Genomic DNA, 16,832 nt, shown 5'->3' on the forward strand with positions numbered 1-16,832 from the left:
AGGTCGGCCACGTACCACCCACCTGTGCCGGGCACCCATGGGCTGCGCTGCCCACCCGACGCGTGCGCGCGCCGCCGATGCGCTCAGCCATGGGTGCGATACCAGTGCTCGATCAGCGCACGGGCGATCGAGATGGCCGGCGGCAGGCCGATGCCCTCCTCGCCGCCCTGCCCGGCCAGCGCGGCGCCGATCTCGGCATGGCCGACCCAGCGTGCATCTTCCAGTTCGCCGGTCACCTGCGGCACTTCGCTGGCGTCGGCATGGGCGCTGAAGCCCAGCATCAGCGCGCCGGGAAACGGCCAGGGCTGCGCACCCTGGTAACTGCAGTGCCGGATCCGCACGCGGGTTTCTTCATGCACCTCGCGCGCCACGGTCTGCTCCAGCGATTCGCCCGGCTCGACGAAGCCGGCGATCACCGAATAGCGGCGCGGCGCCCAGCTGGCCTGGCGGCCCAGCAGCAGGCGCGCACCGTCGCTGACCGCCACGATGATCGCCGGGTCCACGCGTGGATAGTGCTCGGTCTGGCACTGCGTGCAGTGTGCGATGAAGCCGGCGCGGCGGAACACGATCGCCCCGCCGCACACGCCGCAAAAACGCGTGCGCGACTGCCAATGCAGCATCGCCCGCGCATACGCCACTGCGGTGGCGATCTCCGCCGGCCACTCGGCCGCCGCCTGGCGCAGATCCACCCGCTGCGGCGCCTTCAGGTCGAGCGGATCGGCCGACAGGCAGAACCAGCCCTCCTCCCCGCGTAGTCCCAGGAAGATCGCCGCCTCCGGGCCATCGGCAAGCGCCGCGCCCTGCAGCACCAGCGGCTGCCCCTGTGCATCGGCCAGGGCGGTGCCCTTGGCATCGATCAACAGCACACGGCCCTGCGGCCACAGCTGCGCCAGCGCGGCAGGATCGTCACGCAGCGCATCGCCGCGGTCGAGCGGCGCGTGGCTGAAGGCAAAACCGGACAACGGAAAAGTGGACTCTGACATCGGCGCAAGCCTGCCGATAATCGGCCACACCCGCAACCATGCAGCGCACGGTCGCCGGCAATCTCGCGGCGCGCGTTCAGACGGTGACTACCGCACCAGGCCGCAGGTCCGCGCAGCAGGTGCGCGGCGTCATCGCCATGACGTGTGCGCTACAGCCATGGCGTGAGCCACCGGCAGATCGACGGATGGTTTATGCCATCGATACGGACGAACCCGCATGGCGCATCTGGCCGACCCGGCTGACCCGGCGTCGCAGGTTCATGGCGGTGCCGGACCCATCGCGCGCCGCCTTTGACCGGACGTTTCCGGCCAGCCGGCGTCAGACGCTGAAGCTGCTACCGCACCCGCAGGTGGTCTTGGCATTCGGGTTGCGGATCACGAACTGCGCGCCGGTCAGGCTTTCGGTGTAGTCCACCTCGGCGCCCATCAGGTACTGCAGGCTCAGCGGATCGACCAGCAGCGTCACGCCATCGGTCGCCACGGCCAGATCGTCTTCGGCACGGTTCTCGTCGAACTCGAACCCGTACTGGAAGCCGGAACACCCGCCGCCTTCGATGTACACGCGCAAGGCCAGGTCGGCATTGCCTTCTTCCTGGATCAGCTCGCGCACCTTGGCGGCGGCAGCTCCGGAAAAGTTCAGCGGCCGGTCGATGGACTGGTAGTCCGGCGCCGGGGCGGCGGTGGGAAGCGAAACGAGCGTACTCATGGCCCCAGCATGGGGGTCGGGCGGCCTTACTTCAAGCCGCTCCCGACGGCCAGCGCGCCGCGCTTCAGCCGCCCACCGGCTCAGGCCTCAGCGGTTTCGGCCTGCAAGGCCTTGGCCGGCTCGGCGCGGCTCGGGTCCGGGGCCGGCAATGCAGCGGTCACGCCCGCCGCGGCGGCCGCATGGATCAGGCGCCCGGTGAGCTGCGCACCGGCGCTCATTTCCACCACCTGGTAATGCACATTGCCCTGCACGCGCGCATTGGCAGCCAGTTCGACCCGCTCGGCCGCATGCACATCGCCGGTCAGCTGGCCGTTGATGATCACCACCGGTGCACGTACCTCGCCCTCGATGCTGCCCTGATCGGCCACCGTCAAGGTGGCGCTGGCGCCGTCCTCGGCGATCACCTTGCCCAGGATGCGGCCCTCCACGTACAGGCCACCGCTGAACAGCACATCGCCGCGGATCACCACCTGCGGGCCGATCAAGGTGTCGACCACGGTCTGCGCACCACGGTTGGATTTGTTTCCGAACATGAGCTACTCCCCCGCGCCATTGCCGGCGACTTTCCAGTCGAATGTCTGAGTGACCGGCGCCCCATCGCCGCTCAGGGAGATTTTGACACGTTGCGGGGTGAAATCCTTCGGCAGGATGACGCTGCCATCGAGCTGCTGAAAATAGCGGAACGAGTACGGCTGGCCGGCGGCATCAGGCGTCTGGTGCAACTCGTTCCAGCTCACCGTCACCAGCTTGCCGGCGCGCACGCCTTCCACCGCAAAGCGCAGCTGGCCCTGGCTGATCGCGCCGCGGTTGAGGTTCTGGGTCAGCACCACGCTGTAATTCCAGGTACCGCCGGCTTCGGCGGTGAACTGCACCGAATGCGCGTTGAGCCCCTTGCGCTGCGCCGTGGAGCCCACCAGCCGCTCGTAGAACGCCACATCGGCGCGCAGCGCGGCAATCTGCTCGTCGCGCTCGGCCAGCGAGGCCTGCACTTCGGTATTGGCGGCCCGGCTGATCTTGTCCGACATCGCCAGGTTGACCTGGCGCTGCTGCAATTGCTCGATGGTGCGCCGTTGCTGGGCCTGGCTGCGCTGGGCCTGCTGCAGTGCCGCCTCGGCCTGGACCAGGCGCGGTGCGGCGGTGCGCGTGGCCATCCACCACACCCCGGCCAACGACGCCAGCCAGACCAGGGCCAGCACGATCCACAGCCAGCGGCCGGTCGCACGGCCACCGCCCGACTCCCGGTGGACGATCTGAACGCGTGCGGCTGGTCTCATGGGCATCGGGTCCGGACGGGCCGGCGCTGTGGTCGGCGGCGTAGTGTGCCAGAGCCTTGTCGACCGTCGCGCTGGCGCTGGAACGGCCGTTATCCGATAGTTCTGCATTGTCCGCAGGAAGCAACGCCATGAGCGAAGCCCATCTGTTCGTGATCGGCATCCTGCTGGCCTGGCTGGCCGGCATCCGCGTCTACCTCACCGTGTTCGGCGTCGGCCTGGCCGGGCTGCTCGGCTGGATCGAGCTGCCGCCCGCCCTGCATCCGGCGCAGTCGTGGTGGGTGCTGGGTACCTCCGGCGCCTTGGCCGTGGCCGAATTCTTCGCCGACAAGATTCCCGGCGTGGACTCGGGCTGGGATCTGCTGCAGACCCTGGCGCGCGTGCCGGCCGGTGCATTTCTGGCCGCCGCCACGCTGTCGCCGGATGGCGATCTGGGCACCGGCGCCCTGGCGGCCGGTGCCGGCGTGGCGCTGACCAGCCACACGCTCAAGGCCGGCACCCGCGCCCTGCTCAATACCTCGCCCGAACCGGCCAGCAACTGGGTCGCCTCGCTGGCCGAAGACACCATCGCCACCACCGCCCTGGCGATGGCCCTGGCGCATCCGTGGCTGGCACTGGGTGTTGCGGTGGGCTCCAGCGTGGTGGCCGCGCTGGTGGTGTGGTGGGTGTGGCGGCTGTTGTGGCGTGGCATGCGCCGGCTGGTGGCGCCGGTGCGCGCTGCCAGCACGCCGGCTCCACGCCGCTCCCCGCTATCGTGAAGTTCATCGCATAATCATCGCGACTGCAGGGAGTATCGATGGCCGCCCGAGATCCGGTTCCTTTCACCACCCGTGACGACACCGCCACGCGTAATCGCCCGCTGCGCGCCGAGACACCGCCGGCCGACTACTGGCGCCGCTGGGCCGATGAGGCCGCCGGCGCATCCGACGCTGCCGCGCCGGTGAGCGCCGCCATCATTCCCGCCCCCATCCTCGCTGCCGCCCCGGGCCTCACGCCAATGGTCGCGCCAGTGCGGGCGGTGAGCCAGGCCGGCCACTCGCCCGTTGCAGCGGCGTCGTCCCCCACCGCGGCGATGGCTGGCGCCAGCCTCGACGGCAGCGACACCATCGCTGCCGACGCGCCGTATCGGGTGCTGATCGTCGAAGACGACCGTTCGCAGGCCTTGTTCGCACAGAGCGTGCTGCACGGCGCCGGCATGCATGCGCAGGTGGAAATGACCGCTGCCAGCGTGCCGCAGGCGATCCAGGACTATCACCCGGATCTGATCCTGATGGATCTGCACATGCCCGAGCTGGACGGCATCCGCCTGACCACCCTGATCCGCCAGCAACCCGGCCAGCACCTGCTGCCGATCGTCTTTCTCACCGGCGACCCGGACCCGGAGCGTCAGTTCGAAGTGCTCGACAGCGGTGCCGACGACTTCCTGACCAAGCCGATCCGCCCGCGCCACCTGATCGCCGCGGTGTCCAACCGCATCCGTCGCGCACGCCAGCAGGCGCTGCAGCAGGCCGGCGAGCAGGTCAGCGTGCGCAGCAACCCGGAAACCGGGTTGCCCACGCGTGGCCACGTGATGCAGCTGCTTGCCGATGCGCTGGAGCGCAAGCAGTCCGGCGGGCTGTTCTTCATCGAGATCGCCAGTGCGCTCGGCCTGCGCGAGCGTTATGGCTATGCCGCCTACGAGCGCCTGATGACCCAGGCCGGCCATCGTCTGGCCACCGCCGCCCAGCCGTACCCGCTGGCGCGTCTGAACGACAACAGCTTCCTGTTGCTGGCCGTGGACATGGACGAAGCCGGCCTGGAACAGCGCGCGCTGGAGATCCGCGAGCGGCTTTCCGCCAACGGCTTCCCGGTGCGCGAAGAAGAATCCGTGCACGTGCGCTGCGCCATCGGCGCGGCAGCGTTGAGCCTGGGCTTCGACGATACCGGCAGCGCGCTGGAAGCAGTGGAACGCACCGCCCTGCAGGCGCGCCTGCGCAGCAACGGCGTGCAGACCTATCTGGCCCCCAGCCAGGCCGAACAGCAGGAGCAACTGCGCCTGGTCGAAGGCCAGCTCGAGCTGGCCTATCAGCCGATCGTCGCCGTGGCCGGCGGCGACACCGCGCAGTACCAGGTGCTGCTGCGGCTGCGCCAGGCCGACGGCACGCTGCTGTCGGCCGGCCAGGTGATTCCTGCCGCCGAAGCGGCCGGGCGCATCGCTGATCTGGACCAGCAGGTCATGGACCACGCGCTGGGCCTGCTGCACCTGTACCAGCACGCCAGCCCGCCGCTACGCCTGTTCGTGTCGCAATCCCCGCGCACGCTGGCGCGCGACGCGTTTGCCGACTGGTTGCTCAAGGCACTGGTCGAACGTGGCGTGGCCGGGCAATCGCTGATCGTGGACCTGCGCCTGGACGATGCCTTGATCCACGCCGTCACCGTGCAGCAGTTCTGCGCCAGGTTGATGCCCGCCGGCGTGCAGTTCTGCCTGAGCCAGTTCGAGCCCAGCGACGAAGCCAATGCGCTGCTGAGCCAGTTGCCGCTGAGCTTCGTGCGCATGGCCAATCGCTTTGCCGATGCGCATGGCAATGCCACGGTGCGCGACCAGTTGCGCGGCGTCATCGACATCGCCCACCAGCGCGGCCTGCTGATCATCGGCCAACGCATCGAAGACCCGCAGGCAGCGGCCGCCATGTGGATGAGCGGCGTGGATTTCATCCAGGGCAACCTGGTGCAGACCGTCGGCAAGGAACTGGACTTCGACTTCACGAACGCGGTGCTCTGAGTGACGGTACAGGCAGGACGCCTTCGCGGCTGGAGCATCCTGGTTGCAGTCGCCGCACTCGCCGCAGCACTGGGCGCAGGCCTGCAATGGAGTGCCGTCCCGGGCCCGTGGCGCGCGCTGACCGCCGCCGCTGCCGCGCTGGCGGTGGTGTTTGCCGGTTGCGCGGCCGTAGCGGCCTATCGCAGCGTCCGCCTGCAGCAACTGCTGGCGCAGCGCCTGGAAGAAGCCGACCTCGCGCGCGAGCGGCTGCAGCAGGAACTGCAACGCCACGGCGAACTCGAGCAGGAACTGCTCCGCGCCAAGCAGGCAGCCGAAGCCGCTGCGCTGGCCAAGGGCGAGTTCCTGGCCACCATGAGCCACGAAATCCGCACCCCGCTCAACGGCATCATTCCGATGCTGGAGCTCATCTCCAGTGGCCAGCTCAGCCTGGACCAACGCGACATGCTGCAGACCGCCACCGGCAGCTCGCTGCAGTTGCTGCGCATCGTCGACGACATCCTCGATTACTCCAAGCTCGAAGCCAACAAACTCGAACTGGAAATCACCACCTTCAACCTACGCGAGCTGCTCGACGGCGTCGTGCAGCTGCTGCAGCGCACCGCCGAAAGCCGCCAGCTGCGCCTGGGGCTGGACATCGAGCCATCGGTGCGCCTGCTGGTACGCGGCGACCCGATCCGCCTGCGCCAGGTGCTGGGCAACCTGATCGGCAATGCGATCAAGTTCACCGAGCGTGGCAGCATCGATATCCAGCTGCGCCGCCTGGGCGAAACCCGCGGCCAGCATCTGTTGCGCTTCCAGGTGCGCGACACCGGCATCGGCATCGCCCCGGACCAGCAGGCGCGCCTGTTCCGCTCCTTCGCCCAGGCCGACGCCTCCACCACCCGCCTGTACGGCGGCACCGGGCTGGGGCTGGCCATCTGCAAGCGCATCATCGACCTGATGGGCGGCCGCATCGGCGTGGAATCCGAGCCCGGGCGCGGCGCCACGTTCTGGTTCGAGATTCCCTTGCTCAAGGTCATCGGCGACCTGCAGCAGGCCACCGGCGCCGATGCAGCGCGGGTCATGGTGATCAGCTCCGATGCGCGCCTGACGCAGCGGCTCAAGCGCCTGCTCGACAGCTGGGGCGTGTCGCATGTGCTGATGGAAACCACCCAGGACGCGCTCGAACGCGTGCGCCGCCACAGCGACGGCGAAGGCTTCCGCTGCGTCATTGCCGACCACGACACCCTGCGCTACAGCGCGCGCGCCGTGCATCGCGCGCTGGCCCGCGCGGAGGACAGCAGCGGCTTGCAGCTGATCTGGCTCTACGGCGACGAGCCGGTGCCCGCCGAACTGCAGCACAACGCCACCCTGGTCCCACGGCAGAGTCCGGACGAGCTGCTGCGCACGCTGGTGCTGCCACCGGAGCCCAAGCCCGTGCATGGATCTGCACTGACGTCGGCGATGATTCCCGAGCCGCTGGCGCCGCCCATGGCCAATGCGCGCGAGGTGCGCATCCTGCTGGTCGAGGACAACCCGGTAAACCTGCTGGTGGCGCAGAAGCTGCTGGCGGTTCTGGGCTTCGAGGCCGACACCGCCACCGACGGCGAAGCGGCACTGAGCCGCATGGAATCGACCCGTTACGACATGGTGTTCATGGATTGCCAGATGCCGGTACTGGATGGCTATGCCGCCACCCGCCGCTGGCGTGCAATGGAAACCGAAAGCGGCGGCCGCCCGATCCCGATCGTGGCGATGACTGCCAATGCCATGGCCGGCGACCGCGAGCGCTGCCTGGCTGCCGGCATGGACGACTACCTCTCCAAACCGGTCGCCCGCGAGCAGCTCGATGCCTGCCTGCAGCGCTGGCTGCCCCGTCAGCCGTTGCTCCCGGGCCCCACCAGCGGTGCAGCCCCGGCCGATCCCGAAAGCGCCAGCGCCGGCGCCCAGGCCCGCGCGCTGCCGATCCTGGACAGCAGCGTCATCGACGAGCTGTACGAAGTGGCAGGCGCCGACACCATCACCATCTTGCAGCTGTTCCTGGACGACACCCCGGGCATCATCGAACAGCTGGAAGCTGCGGCCGCCAACCGCGACAGCATGCAGCTGCGCGACCTGGCCCATACCCTCAAGTCGTCCAGCGCCAACGTCGGCGCCCTGACCGTGTCCAATGCCGCACGCCGCATCGAACTGGCCGCGCGTACAGGCACCATCGAACGGCCCTCGGTCATGGTCGCCCTGGTCATCGCCGAATACGCCCGCGCCCGCCTCGCCCTGCTGGGCCAGGTCGCCCGCCTGCAGGCCGCAACCCGCGCAGCCGGCTGACGATCGCCATCTTTACGGGATTCGGGATTCGGGATGCGGGATGCGGGATGCGGGATGTCTGACGTCTGACGTCTGACGTCTGACGTCTGACGTCAGTCAGATGTTGCCAGAAGCTGGCGCATGACTAAGCCCCTCTCCCGCCGGGAGAGGGGTTGGGGTGAGGGTACGGGGCAAGGCCACCCGCAATTCACACCCATCGCGATGCACGCAACGAGCTTTGCACCAACACGCAACGCGAACCACGGCCAACAGCATCAAGTGACAAGCACTCCGGCGCCCACGCGCATTCCCGCCTGCGTAACCATCGCGACAACGCACCGAACAACAAAGAACGCATCACACGACAGGGGTGCACCAAGTCCATTCCCCACCGGAAGATGCATGAGGTGCAGCTACGCGCGAAGCATGCAATTCAGGCGCGAAGCCAGACGCCCGAAGCGAAACAACGACCAGTAGCCAACCGCTCTTACCCGGCCCAACTGCCCATCACCAACTCAACAACTTGCGCCCACGGGGCGCTCAGTCATCCAGCTTGGTCAGCAGGTAGTTCGGCTCGCCGATGCGCGCCACCAGATCCAGCTGGGTTTCCAGCCAATCGATGTGCTCTTCTTCGGACTCCAGAATATCCACCAGCAGCTGGCGGCTCACGTAGTCACCGACGGTCTCCGCATACGCCACGGCTTCGCGCAGCACGACCACCGCCTCGCGCTCCAGCGTCAGGTCACAGCGAAACATCTCGGTCGGGTTTTCGCCGATGCGCAGCTTGCCCAACGCCTGGAAATTCGGCAGTCCCTCGAGAAACAGGATGCGGTCGGACAGCTTGTCCGCATGCTTCATTTCATCGATGGATTCCTTGTACTCATGCTCGGCCAGTTCCTTCAGGCCCCAGTTCTTCAGCATCTTGGCGTGCAGAAAGTACTGGTTGATCGCAGTGAGTTCGTTGTAGAGCACCTTGTTGAGGTACTCGATGACCTTGGTATCGCCCTTCATGCGATGTCTCCGAGACAGTGAGCCGGCCGCACTTTAACGCGTTGGCGCAAGGCATGAAGGAACGCGAATCGTGATCAGTTGCGTGATGCCCGCCGAGACCAACGAGGCCATCTCTAGGGGCGAGCGGGCTGCTCCCCGGCAGTCATCGCAACGACCGCAGCGAAGCACTTGCCGATGCGCGAGCTGCGACCAACGCAAGTGCAATAAGCGCGACAGCACCACACTGAAGTCAGAGACACACACCACGATGGAGCCCAGAGACCTCGTCTCTGGCTTGGGCAGAAGTCCGGAGGCAGCGACCCGATAGCGCGGCTATGCAGGGGAGCGATCCACAGCGGGCCAGGAGACGCCGCCACGACTGACCGCCACGCAGCAGGTTACACCTCAGGCAGCGCTTGCCAGCCCCACCAGCGGTAGCGGCAGCGCACGTGTTGCGTGCGCCTGGTGCAGCAGGTCGGCTGCCATGTCCAGGCACGAACCGCAGTTGGAACCGCAGCCGGTTCGCATGGTTAGCTCGGCCAGGCTGGCGCAGCCGTTGTCGGCCGCTTCGCGGATCTGGTGGTCGGTGACCCCATTACAGATGCAGACGTACACGGTATCGGTCGGGTGCTTGCGATCCGGAGAGGACCGGCACCGATTGCACCGCAAACGAGAATAGGTGTCAATTCCAAACGTTAATCATTATTAATCCGCACTTGGCGAGGCCCGCCCCGCTTGCGTGGGCGTTTGCGCGGGCTGTCGTGACCGGCCGCACTGCTGCCCGGCAACCATGCCTCCAGCGCACGCTCCGGCATGACCCCGACCGCTGCCGGCCCCGCCAGATTCTGCGCGAGCGGCGCCAGGTGGCGAAGCGCACGCGCATAGACCCCGCGCTTGAACATCACCACGTGCTCGACCGGGTACCAGAAATCCACCCAGCGCCAGTGGTCGAACTCCGGCGTGTCGGTATGGTCGAGCTTGAGATGGGATTCGTCGCCGGTGAACTGCAGCAGGAACCACACCTGCTTCTGCCCGATGCAGACCTGCCGCTCGTTGCGGCGCACCGCCCGGCTCGGCAGGCGATAGCGTAGCCAGCCGGGCGTGGCGCCGAGCAGTTCCACATGCTCAGGCAACAACCCGGTTTCTTCGCGTAACTCGCGGTACATGGCTTCGACGGGCGTCTCGTCGGTGTTCATGCCGCCTTGCGGGAACTGCCAGCCGTCCCTGCGCACACGTCGTGCCCAGAACACCTGACCATCCTTGCGCATCAGCACAATACCGACGTTTGGCCGGAAGCCGTCCGGATCGATCACGATGCGGACTCCTGAAAATCTACTGTCACCGACTCTGCCACGGCGACGCCCGGCTCACAAGCTGAAAACGAAATGCTTGACAACGCACGGATGCTTCGTAAGAATTGCCGGCTCCCTAGGCTATGTAGCTCAGCCGGTTAGAGCACAGCACTCATAATGCTGGGGTCGGTGGTTCGAGTCCACCCATAGCCACCAAGGTATCCAGACCTACCCAGGCATGCGATACTCTGGGACAACACGTTTTTATTGCCCCGTCGCCAAGCGGTAAGGCACCTGACTCTGACTCAGGCATTCGGTGGTTCGAATCCATCCGGGGCAGCCAGACACAGAAGGTCCGATCGAAAGATCGGGCCTTTTTTGTTGCCGCCATGACCCGGCTCGGCCGTTCGCAGAGCAACGCGCCCAACAGCGCAGCCACCTCCACCCAACCGATACCAGGACAGGCACTACGACGTCGCCCGAGCTGATCGCGCTCGTACGGGACGACTGTCAGGCAACCGAAACCGCCATCGGCGCATGACACACGAAGCAGCGCCGCGCTGCCGTCTGGCCCTCCGGACGCACGGCCGCACCGACCGACGCATGCGCGCCATGCCGCTTCGCCCCTCCTGCCCGCGACTACTGCCGTGCCACGCCAATCGATTGGTGCAAAGCCCCTGCCCTGCCATTGCCCTCCGCGGGCGCGCGCATAGGGATCGCCCAAAACGACAAAAGCCCGGCAATGCCGGGCTTTTGAAGCAGCGGCCCCGGCGAACCGGGGCGCAGCAAACGCAATGGATCAGCGCTTGGAGAACTGGGTCGCGCGACGTGCCTTGTGCAGACCGACCTTCTTACGCTCGACTTCACGGGCGTCGCGGGTCATGAAGCCAGCCTTGCGCAGCTCGGACTTCAGGGTTTCGTCGTACTCGACCAGCGCACGGGCGATGCCCAGACGGATCGCACCGGCCTGGCCGGTGGTGCCGCCGCCGGACGCGGTGACCAGGATGTCGAAGCTCTCGGTGTTCTTGGTGAGCTCGAGCGGCTGACGCACGATCATGCGCGCCGTCTCACGGCCGAAGAACTCGTCCAGCGGACGGTCGTTGACGGTGATCTTGCCGGTGCCCTTGCGCAGGAACACGCGAGCGGTGGAGGACTTGCGGCGGCCAGTGCCGTAGTTTTGCGTGATAGCCATGATTAGATATCCAGAACTTGCGGCTGCTGGGCGGCGTGCGGATGCTCGGCACCCGAATAGACCTTGAGCTTGCGGTACATGGTGCGGCCCAGGGGGCCCTTCGGCAGCATGCCCTTGACGGCGATTTCGATCACGCGCTCCGGGTGGCGCTGCAGCGCCTGCTCCAGGCTCTCGGTCTTCAGGTTACCGATGTAGCCGGTGAAGCGGTGATACTTCTTGTCTTTCAGCTTGTTGCCCGTGACGACGATCTTCTCGGCGTTGATCACCACGAGGTAATCGCCGGTATCGACGTGAGGGGTATAAACCGGCTTGTGCTTGCCGCGCAGGCGGCGGGCCAGTTCGGTGGACAGACGGCCGAGCGTCTTGCCGGCGGCGTCAACGAGATACCAGTCGCGCTGGACGGTCTCGGACTTGGCGGTGAACGTAGTCATGAGAAAACTCTTGAGTGGTCGGGCGGATTGCAGCGGCCGAAGACCACTGGAACTTTGCCACGCGTTGTGAAGGCGAAACGGAAGAGGCGGGATTGTACGCGCCAGCCCACCGCGGCGCAAGCTGCCCCCGCCACGAGTGGCGGGCGGTTGGCAGCGGGTCGGCCGGGGGCCAGAATCCCTGCATGACCCAGACCTCCCCTACCCGACTGCAAAGTCCGCTCGACCGGCTGCTGGTCGAAGCCCAGCGCGCGCTGGAGACCGTCTTCGGCAACCCGCCTGCCGAGCGCCCCAATCCCGCCGCCGACACCCCGGAGACCGCTTTGTCACCCGACCAGCGCCGCCATGCCGCCGGCCTGATGCGCATCAACCACGTCGGCGAAGTCTGCGCCCAAGGCCTGTATTTCGGGCAGGCCGCGGTCGCCCGCGACGCACACACCCAGCACCATCTGCTGGAGGCCGCGCAGGAAGAAACCGACCACCTCTCCTGGTGTGCCGATCGCCTGCACGAGCTGGACAGCCGCCCCAGCCTGTTCAACCCGCTCTGGTATGCCGGCAGCTACGCACTCGGCGCGCTGGCCGGGCTACGCGGGGACGACTGGAGCCTGGGCTTCGTGGTCGAGACCGAACGCCAGGTGGAAGCCCACCTGGACGAGCACCTGGAAACCCTGCCCGCGACCGACCAGCGCAGCCGCGCGATCCTGCGCGTGATGAAGATCGACGAAGCCCGCCACGCCGATCAGGCCGAGCAGGCCGGCGCACGCCTGCTGCCACCCCCCATCCCCACCGCCATGGCCCTGGCGTCCAAGCTGATGAAGACGGTGGCCTACCGGCTCTAGCCGGGATTCGGGATGGCGAACGTGGGGCGCCGGCCCGTGCAGCGGGCTGACTAACTGACCAACTTCAACCCGATCACGCCGGCGACGATCAGCCCGATGCAGGCCAGCCGTGACCATGAAGCGCTGTCGCCGAACAGTGCGATGCCGGCGATGGTCACGCCCAGCGCGCCGATGCCGGTCCAGATCGCGTAGCCGGTGCCTACCGGAATGGTCTTCAGGGCCTGGGTCAGGAACCACAGGCTGATGCCGGCCAAGCCAATGGTCAGCACGGTTGGCCACAGTCGGGTGAAGCCATCGCTGTACTTGAGCCCCATGGCGAAGCCGATTTCGAACACACCGGCCAGAACGAGATAGATCCAAGGCATTGCAGTACTCCTCACAGAAAAAACGGACAAAAAAAAAGCGACCCAGTGTGTGCACACTGGGCCGCCGTCGGCTGTGGAACGCGAGGTCATCGCGTGGCGGGCCGTCCCGCCTTGATTCGGTTGCGCACCTGCAAACAGGCGCGCATCGGTCGTTCGCTGCGCTTACTCGCTCAGGTTACGCCCGTGGAACAGCTCTTCGATCTCGCGCTTGAGCAGCGTTTCGATCTTCATGCGCTCCTTGAACGAAAGGTTCTTGGCACGCTCTTCAAACAGGTACTGATCCAGATCGAAGTCTTTGAGGTGCATCTTGGTGTGGAAGATGTTTTCCTGATAGACGTTCACGTCGAACATCTCATAACGCGACTTCACGTTCTTGGCCAGGAAGTGCTGGATCGAGTTGATCTTGTGATCGATGTAATGCTTTTTGCCCTTCACGTCGCGCGTGAAGCCGCGTACGCGGTAGTCCATGATCACGATGTCTGATTCCAGACTCTCGATCAGGTAGTTCAGCGCCTTCAACGGCGAGATGACCCCGCACGTGGCGACGTCGATGTCGGCGCGGAAGGTGGCGATGCCTTCCTGCGGATGCGTTTCCGGATATGTATGGACCGTGATATGGCTCTTGTCCATATGAGCAACCACGGCATCGGAGATCAACTCCTTGCCGGCCTGCTTTTTGTCGATCACCGGCTCTTCGGAGATCAGGATCGTCACCGATGCGCCCTGCGGATCGTAGTCCTGGCGTGCGATATTGAGGATGTTGGCACCGATGATCTCGGCCACATCGGTCAGGATCTGCGTCAGGCGATCGGCGTCGTACTGCTCATCGATATACTCGATGTAGCGCTGACGCTCTTCTTCGGTACGCGCATAACAGACGTCGTAGATGTTGAAGCTCAGCGCCTTGGTGAGGTTGTTGAACCCCTGTAGCCTCAGGCGAGGCAACGGCTTGACCACGTCGGTCTGTCCTTATGGAAAGCGGGAAAGGAGTCAATTATGAGCCAAAGATCCCAGCAACGAAATGCCGATGTTGAGAATGGTTTACCTTGCATGACTCATGCCGTTAAGCTTCAGGAATTACACGCGGAACTACCATGAGCCCAGGAAACACGACGGTTGTGACTACGACGGTACGTAACGCTACCCCTTCCCTGGCGCTGGACGCGGGCACCATCGAGCGTTTTCTGGCGCACAGCCACCGCAGGCGCTATCCGACCCGGACCGATGTGTTCCGGCCAGGAGACCCGGCCGGCACCCTCTACTATGTCATCAGCGGCTCGGTGAGCATCATTGCCGAAGAAGATGACGATCGTGAGTTGGTGCTGGGCTACTTCGGGAGCGGCGAGTTCGTCGGCGAGATGGGGTTGTTCATCGAATCCGATACCCGCGAAGTGATCCTGCGTACCCGCACCCAGTGCGAGTTGGCGGAGATCAGCTACGAGCGCCTGCAGCAGCTGTTCCAGACCAGCCTGTCGCCGGATGCACCGCGCATCCTGTACGCACTGGGTGTTCAGCTTTCAAAACGGCTGCTCGACACCACAAGGAAAGCCAGCCGCCTGGCCTTCCTGGACGTGACCGACCGCATCGTGCGCACCCTGCACGATCTGTCCAAGGAGCCCGAGGCGATGAGCCACCCGCAGGGCACGCAGCTGCGGGTGTCGCGACAGGAGCTGGCACGCCTGGTCGGCTGCTCGCGCGAAATGGCCGGCCGTGTACTCAAGAAGCTGCAGGCCGACGGCCTGTTGCATGCACGCGGCAAGACCGTGGTGCTGTACGGCACGCGCTAAGAAACCGCCAGCGATCCACGGTCGGTGCGGAAGTAGCACCGACCGTGGTTTCCGGAACGGCAAACCGGGCTGCTGCAATCCAGGCTGCAGCGGGCTGATGCTTGCGCCCCCCCCCCACACACACCGCTGCGCGGAGCTCGTGTCGAGCTGGTGCGCAGTGCGTACGTTGCGCGTCGTCAGTAGTGCAGGCCCAACGCAGTCTGTGCATCGACGTGTGCTTGCACTGGTGGCTGCGCCTTCGCGAGCCGCTGCGGTGGCGCTGACTGCCGCCGCCGCGACACGCTGGTTTCATTGCTTGCGTCTGCTCAGTGCTTACGCCTGTGCCTGACGCGGTGCTGCATGGCTTGGGCTTGCGAGCCCTCAGATGTGCATCGCGTCCCGCTGTGTAGAAACAAGCGGGCCTTAGAGCGCCTTGCCGCCGCGGTCGCGGCAACCCCAGTTCAGGATCGGCGTGCCGGCAGGCAGCACCTGGCGGAACAACGCTTCGCGATTGGCCTTGGGATTGACCACCACCGGCGCGCGGGCCGCCTTCAATAGCGGCAGGTCTGCCGTGCTGTCGGAATAGGCAATGGCAATGTCGGCGTAGCCGCGCTCGCGCAACATGCGCATCTTCTCTTCGTTGTGGCAGTGCCGCCGCGCGGTGACCGCACCCAGGCGCGGGCCGACCAGGCTGCCGATCACCGGTACATCCTGGTGGGCGACAAAGCCGAGAATGGCGCGCGCAAGCTCGGGCGGCGCCCCCGTGGCGACCACCACGCGATCGCCGGCGGCGCGATGGTCGGTGAACACCTTCAAGGCGTGGGGCAGCAGGCGCTGCCGGATCTGTGCTTCATGCTTGAGCACGTAGGCGTCGATGAACCGGTTGAACTCGCGCGCGCGGTGCAGGCCGAACGTGGCGATCCAGACGTAGCCGGACACGCCGCGCCGGCGGGTGGGCAACATCGCCACCATCGGCCCCAGAATGGGCGATGCCAGCAGCGCTACCAGCAGGCGCAACGGGTTGCGCTTGATCAGCCAGGCGAACAGATGGCTGCCGGAATCGCCGTCGTACAACGTGTGGTCGAAGTCGAAGACCACCAGCGGTGCATCGTCGCGCGGTGCGGGAAACGACTCAGTCATGCGCGAAGAATAGCTGACGCAGCGACTCGCCGGGTTCGGGCGCGCGCATGAAGGTCTCGCCGACCAGAAACGCGTTCACGCCGTGGCTGCGCATCAGCTGCACGTCGGCATGGGTGACGATGCCGCTCTCGGTGACCAGGACGCGGTCGCGCGGTACCGCGGCGCGCATGTCCAGGGTGGTCTGCAGCGAAACTTCGAAGGTGCGCAGGTTGCGGTTGTTGATGCCGATCAGCGGCACCGGCACCTGCACCGCGCGCTCGAGCTCGTCGATGTCGTGCACTTCCACCAGCACGTCCAGCCCCAGCTGCATGGCCAGACCGGACAGGTCGGCCAACTGCGCATCCTCCAGTGCCGAGACGATCAGCAGGATGCAGTCGGCCCCCAGCACGCGCGCCTCGTAGACCTGGTACGGGTCGACGGTGAAATCCTTGCGCAACACCGGCAGCGTGCAGGCCTCCCGCGCCTGGCGCAGGTAGGCATCGGCGCCCTGGAAGAAATCCACGTCGGTCAGCACCGACAGGCAGCTGGCGCCACCAAATTCGTAGCTGACCGCGATGTCGGCCGGGTGGAAGTCCGGGCGGATCACGCCCTTGGACGGGCTGGCCTTTTTCACCTCGGCGATCACCGCCGGGTCGCCGGCGGCGATGCTGGCCTGCATGGCGGCGGCAAAACCGCGCGTGGACGGCAGATCCGCGCTGCGCGCGACCAGCTCTGCCAATGGCACGCGCGCGCTGCGCTCGGCCACTTCGTCGGCCTTGCGGGCAAGGATGGTGTTGAGGATGTCGCTCATCGTATCGGGTCCTGGCGGGCGGGCAT

Annotated in this window: 18 protein-coding genes and 2 tRNA genes; 7 read left to right on the plus strand and 13 right to left on the minus strand. The window is 66.2% G+C overall.

The genetic code is table 11. The features are described 5' to 3' along the window. Positions 1–83: 83 nt before the first annotated feature. The 4 genes from nudC to ABQZ09_RS08320 form a co-directional block, all read right to left on the minus strand. Positions 84–983: an NAD(+) diphosphatase gene (gene nudC, locus ABQZ09_RS08305; RefSeq protein ID WP_047693400.1), complete on the minus strand. Its 900-nt coding sequence runs from the start codon at positions 981–983 to the stop codon at positions 84–86. A gap of 319 nt (positions 984–1,302) precedes the next feature. Further along, positions 1,303–1,689, minus strand: coding sequence for an iron-sulfur cluster insertion protein ErpA (gene erpA / locus ABQZ09_RS08310; protein WP_039408059.1), 387 nt, complete (start codon positions 1,687–1,689; stop codon positions 1,303–1,305). Positions 1,690–1,769: 80 nt separating this feature from the next. Then, positions 1,770–2,222, minus strand: coding sequence for a bactofilin family protein (locus ABQZ09_RS08315; RefSeq protein WP_039408055.1), 453 nt, complete (start codon positions 2,220–2,222; stop codon positions 1,770–1,772). A gap of 3 nt (positions 2,223–2,225) precedes the next feature. Beyond that, positions 2,226–2,963, minus strand: a complete 738-nt coding sequence (locus ABQZ09_RS08320) for a DUF6776 family protein (RefSeq protein WP_047693404.1) — start codon at positions 2,961–2,963, stop codon at positions 2,226–2,228. Positions 2,964–3,091: 128 nt separating this feature from the next. Between ABQZ09_RS08320 and ABQZ09_RS08325 the strand changes: the two genes are divergently transcribed. Genes ABQZ09_RS08325 through ABQZ09_RS08335 form a run of 3 tightly spaced genes read left to right on the plus strand, consistent with a single transcriptional unit; the run spans position 3,092 to position 8,025 of the window. Then, positions 3,092–3,718, plus strand: a complete 627-nt coding sequence (locus tag ABQZ09_RS08325; protein ID WP_184553253.1) for a DUF4126 domain-containing protein — start codon at positions 3,092–3,094, stop codon at positions 3,716–3,718. A gap of 38 nt (positions 3,719–3,756) precedes the next feature. Further along, the gene (locus ABQZ09_RS08330) at positions 3,757–5,721 is read left to right on the plus strand and encodes an EAL domain-containing protein (RefSeq protein ID WP_349776641.1); all 1,965 of its coding nucleotides are present in this window, start codon (positions 3,757–3,759) and stop codon (positions 5,719–5,721) included. A gap of 39 nt (positions 5,722–5,760) precedes the next feature. Continuing rightward, positions 5,761–8,025, plus strand: a complete 2,265-nt coding sequence (locus tag ABQZ09_RS08335; RefSeq protein WP_349776717.1) for an ATP-binding protein — start codon at positions 5,761–5,763, stop codon at positions 8,023–8,025. A gap of 519 nt (positions 8,026–8,544) precedes the next feature. Here the strand turns inward: ABQZ09_RS08335 and bfr are convergent. The 3 genes from bfr to ABQZ09_RS08350 form a co-directional block, all read right to left on the minus strand. Beyond that, on the minus strand, positions 8,545–9,015 hold the full coding sequence (gene bfr / locus ABQZ09_RS08340; protein WP_039408039.1) for a bacterioferritin: 471 nt from the start codon (positions 9,013–9,015) through the stop codon (positions 8,545–8,547). Between the two features lie 384 nt (positions 9,016–9,399). Next, entirely contained in the window at positions 9,400–9,609 is a 210-nt protein-coding gene (locus ABQZ09_RS08345) for a (2Fe-2S)-binding protein (protein ID WP_039408037.1), read from the minus strand. An 80-nt stretch (positions 9,610–9,689) separates the two neighbouring features. Beyond that, a complete protein-coding gene (locus ABQZ09_RS08350; protein WP_047693410.1) occupies positions 9,690–10,307 on the minus strand; it encodes an RNA pyrophosphohydrolase in 618 nt (205 codons plus the stop codon). 118 nt (positions 10,308–10,425) lie between these two features. Here ABQZ09_RS08350 and ABQZ09_RS08355 point away from each other — a divergent pair. Both ABQZ09_RS08355 and ABQZ09_RS08360 read left to right on the plus strand, forming a co-directional pair. Then, a tRNA-Met gene (locus tag ABQZ09_RS08355) sits at positions 10,426–10,502 on the plus strand. 52 nt (positions 10,503–10,554) lie between these two features. Then, a tRNA-Gln gene (locus ABQZ09_RS08360) sits at positions 10,555–10,629 on the plus strand. Positions 10,630–11,085: 456 nt separating this feature from the next. Here ABQZ09_RS08360 and rpsI read toward each other — a convergent pair. Together rpsI and rplM are read right to left on the minus strand one after the other, a co-directional pair. Then, the gene (gene rpsI / locus ABQZ09_RS08365) at positions 11,086–11,478 is read right to left on the minus strand and encodes a 30S ribosomal protein S9 (RefSeq protein ID WP_005990700.1); all 393 of its coding nucleotides are present in this window, start codon (positions 11,476–11,478) and stop codon (positions 11,086–11,088) included. A 2-nt stretch (positions 11,479–11,480) separates the two neighbouring features. Then, positions 11,481–11,909: a 50S ribosomal protein L13 gene (gene rplM, locus ABQZ09_RS08370; protein ID WP_003483082.1), complete on the minus strand. Its 429-nt coding sequence runs from the start codon at positions 11,907–11,909 to the stop codon at positions 11,481–11,483. A 182-nt stretch (positions 11,910–12,091) separates the two neighbouring features. On the opposite strand from rplM, the gene coq7 reads away from it, so the two are divergent. Next, on the plus strand, positions 12,092–12,745 hold the full coding sequence (gene coq7 / locus ABQZ09_RS08375; protein WP_184553259.1) for a 2-polyprenyl-3-methyl-6-methoxy-1,4-benzoquinone monooxygenase: 654 nt from the start codon (positions 12,092–12,094) through the stop codon (positions 12,743–12,745). 50 nt (positions 12,746–12,795) lie between these two features. On the opposite strand, the gene ABQZ09_RS08380 is transcribed toward coq7, so the two are convergent. Both ABQZ09_RS08380 and speD read right to left on the minus strand, forming a co-directional pair. Beyond that, positions 12,796–13,110, minus strand: a complete 315-nt coding sequence (locus ABQZ09_RS08380) for a DMT family transporter (RefSeq protein ID WP_166743688.1) — start codon at positions 13,108–13,110, stop codon at positions 12,796–12,798. A 162-nt stretch (positions 13,111–13,272) separates the two neighbouring features. Then, positions 13,273–14,067, minus strand: coding sequence for an adenosylmethionine decarboxylase (gene speD, locus ABQZ09_RS08385; protein ID WP_005990692.1), 795 nt, complete (start codon positions 14,065–14,067; stop codon positions 13,273–13,275). Positions 14,068–14,204: 137 nt separating this feature from the next. Here speD and crp point away from each other — a divergent pair, with 137 nt between their 5' ends. Continuing rightward, positions 14,205–14,897 carry a cAMP-activated global transcriptional regulator CRP gene (gene crp, locus ABQZ09_RS08390; RefSeq protein WP_029218612.1) on the plus strand — a complete coding sequence of 231 codons (693 nt, stop codon included), beginning with the start codon at positions 14,205–14,207 and terminating at the stop codon, positions 14,895–14,897. Between the two features lie 402 nt (positions 14,898–15,299). Here the strand turns inward: crp and ABQZ09_RS08395 are convergent, their stop codons facing one another. Together ABQZ09_RS08395 and trpC are read right to left on the minus strand one after the other, a co-directional pair. After that, positions 15,300–16,016, minus strand: coding sequence for a haloacid dehalogenase-like hydrolase (locus tag ABQZ09_RS08395; protein WP_047693412.1), 717 nt, complete (start codon positions 16,014–16,016; stop codon positions 15,300–15,302). Further along, positions 16,009–16,806, minus strand: a complete 798-nt coding sequence (gene trpC / locus ABQZ09_RS08400; RefSeq protein ID WP_047693413.1) for an indole-3-glycerol phosphate synthase TrpC — start codon at positions 16,804–16,806, stop codon at positions 16,009–16,011. Before trpC ends, ABQZ09_RS08395 begins: the two co-directional genes overlap by 8 nt. Between the last annotated feature and the right edge of the window lie 26 nt (positions 16,807–16,832).

Source organism: Xanthomonas sp. WHRI 6106 (assembly GCF_040202405.1).
Taxonomy (GTDB): domain Bacteria; phylum Pseudomonadota; class Gammaproteobacteria; order Xanthomonadales; family Xanthomonadaceae; genus Xanthomonas; species Xanthomonas cannabis.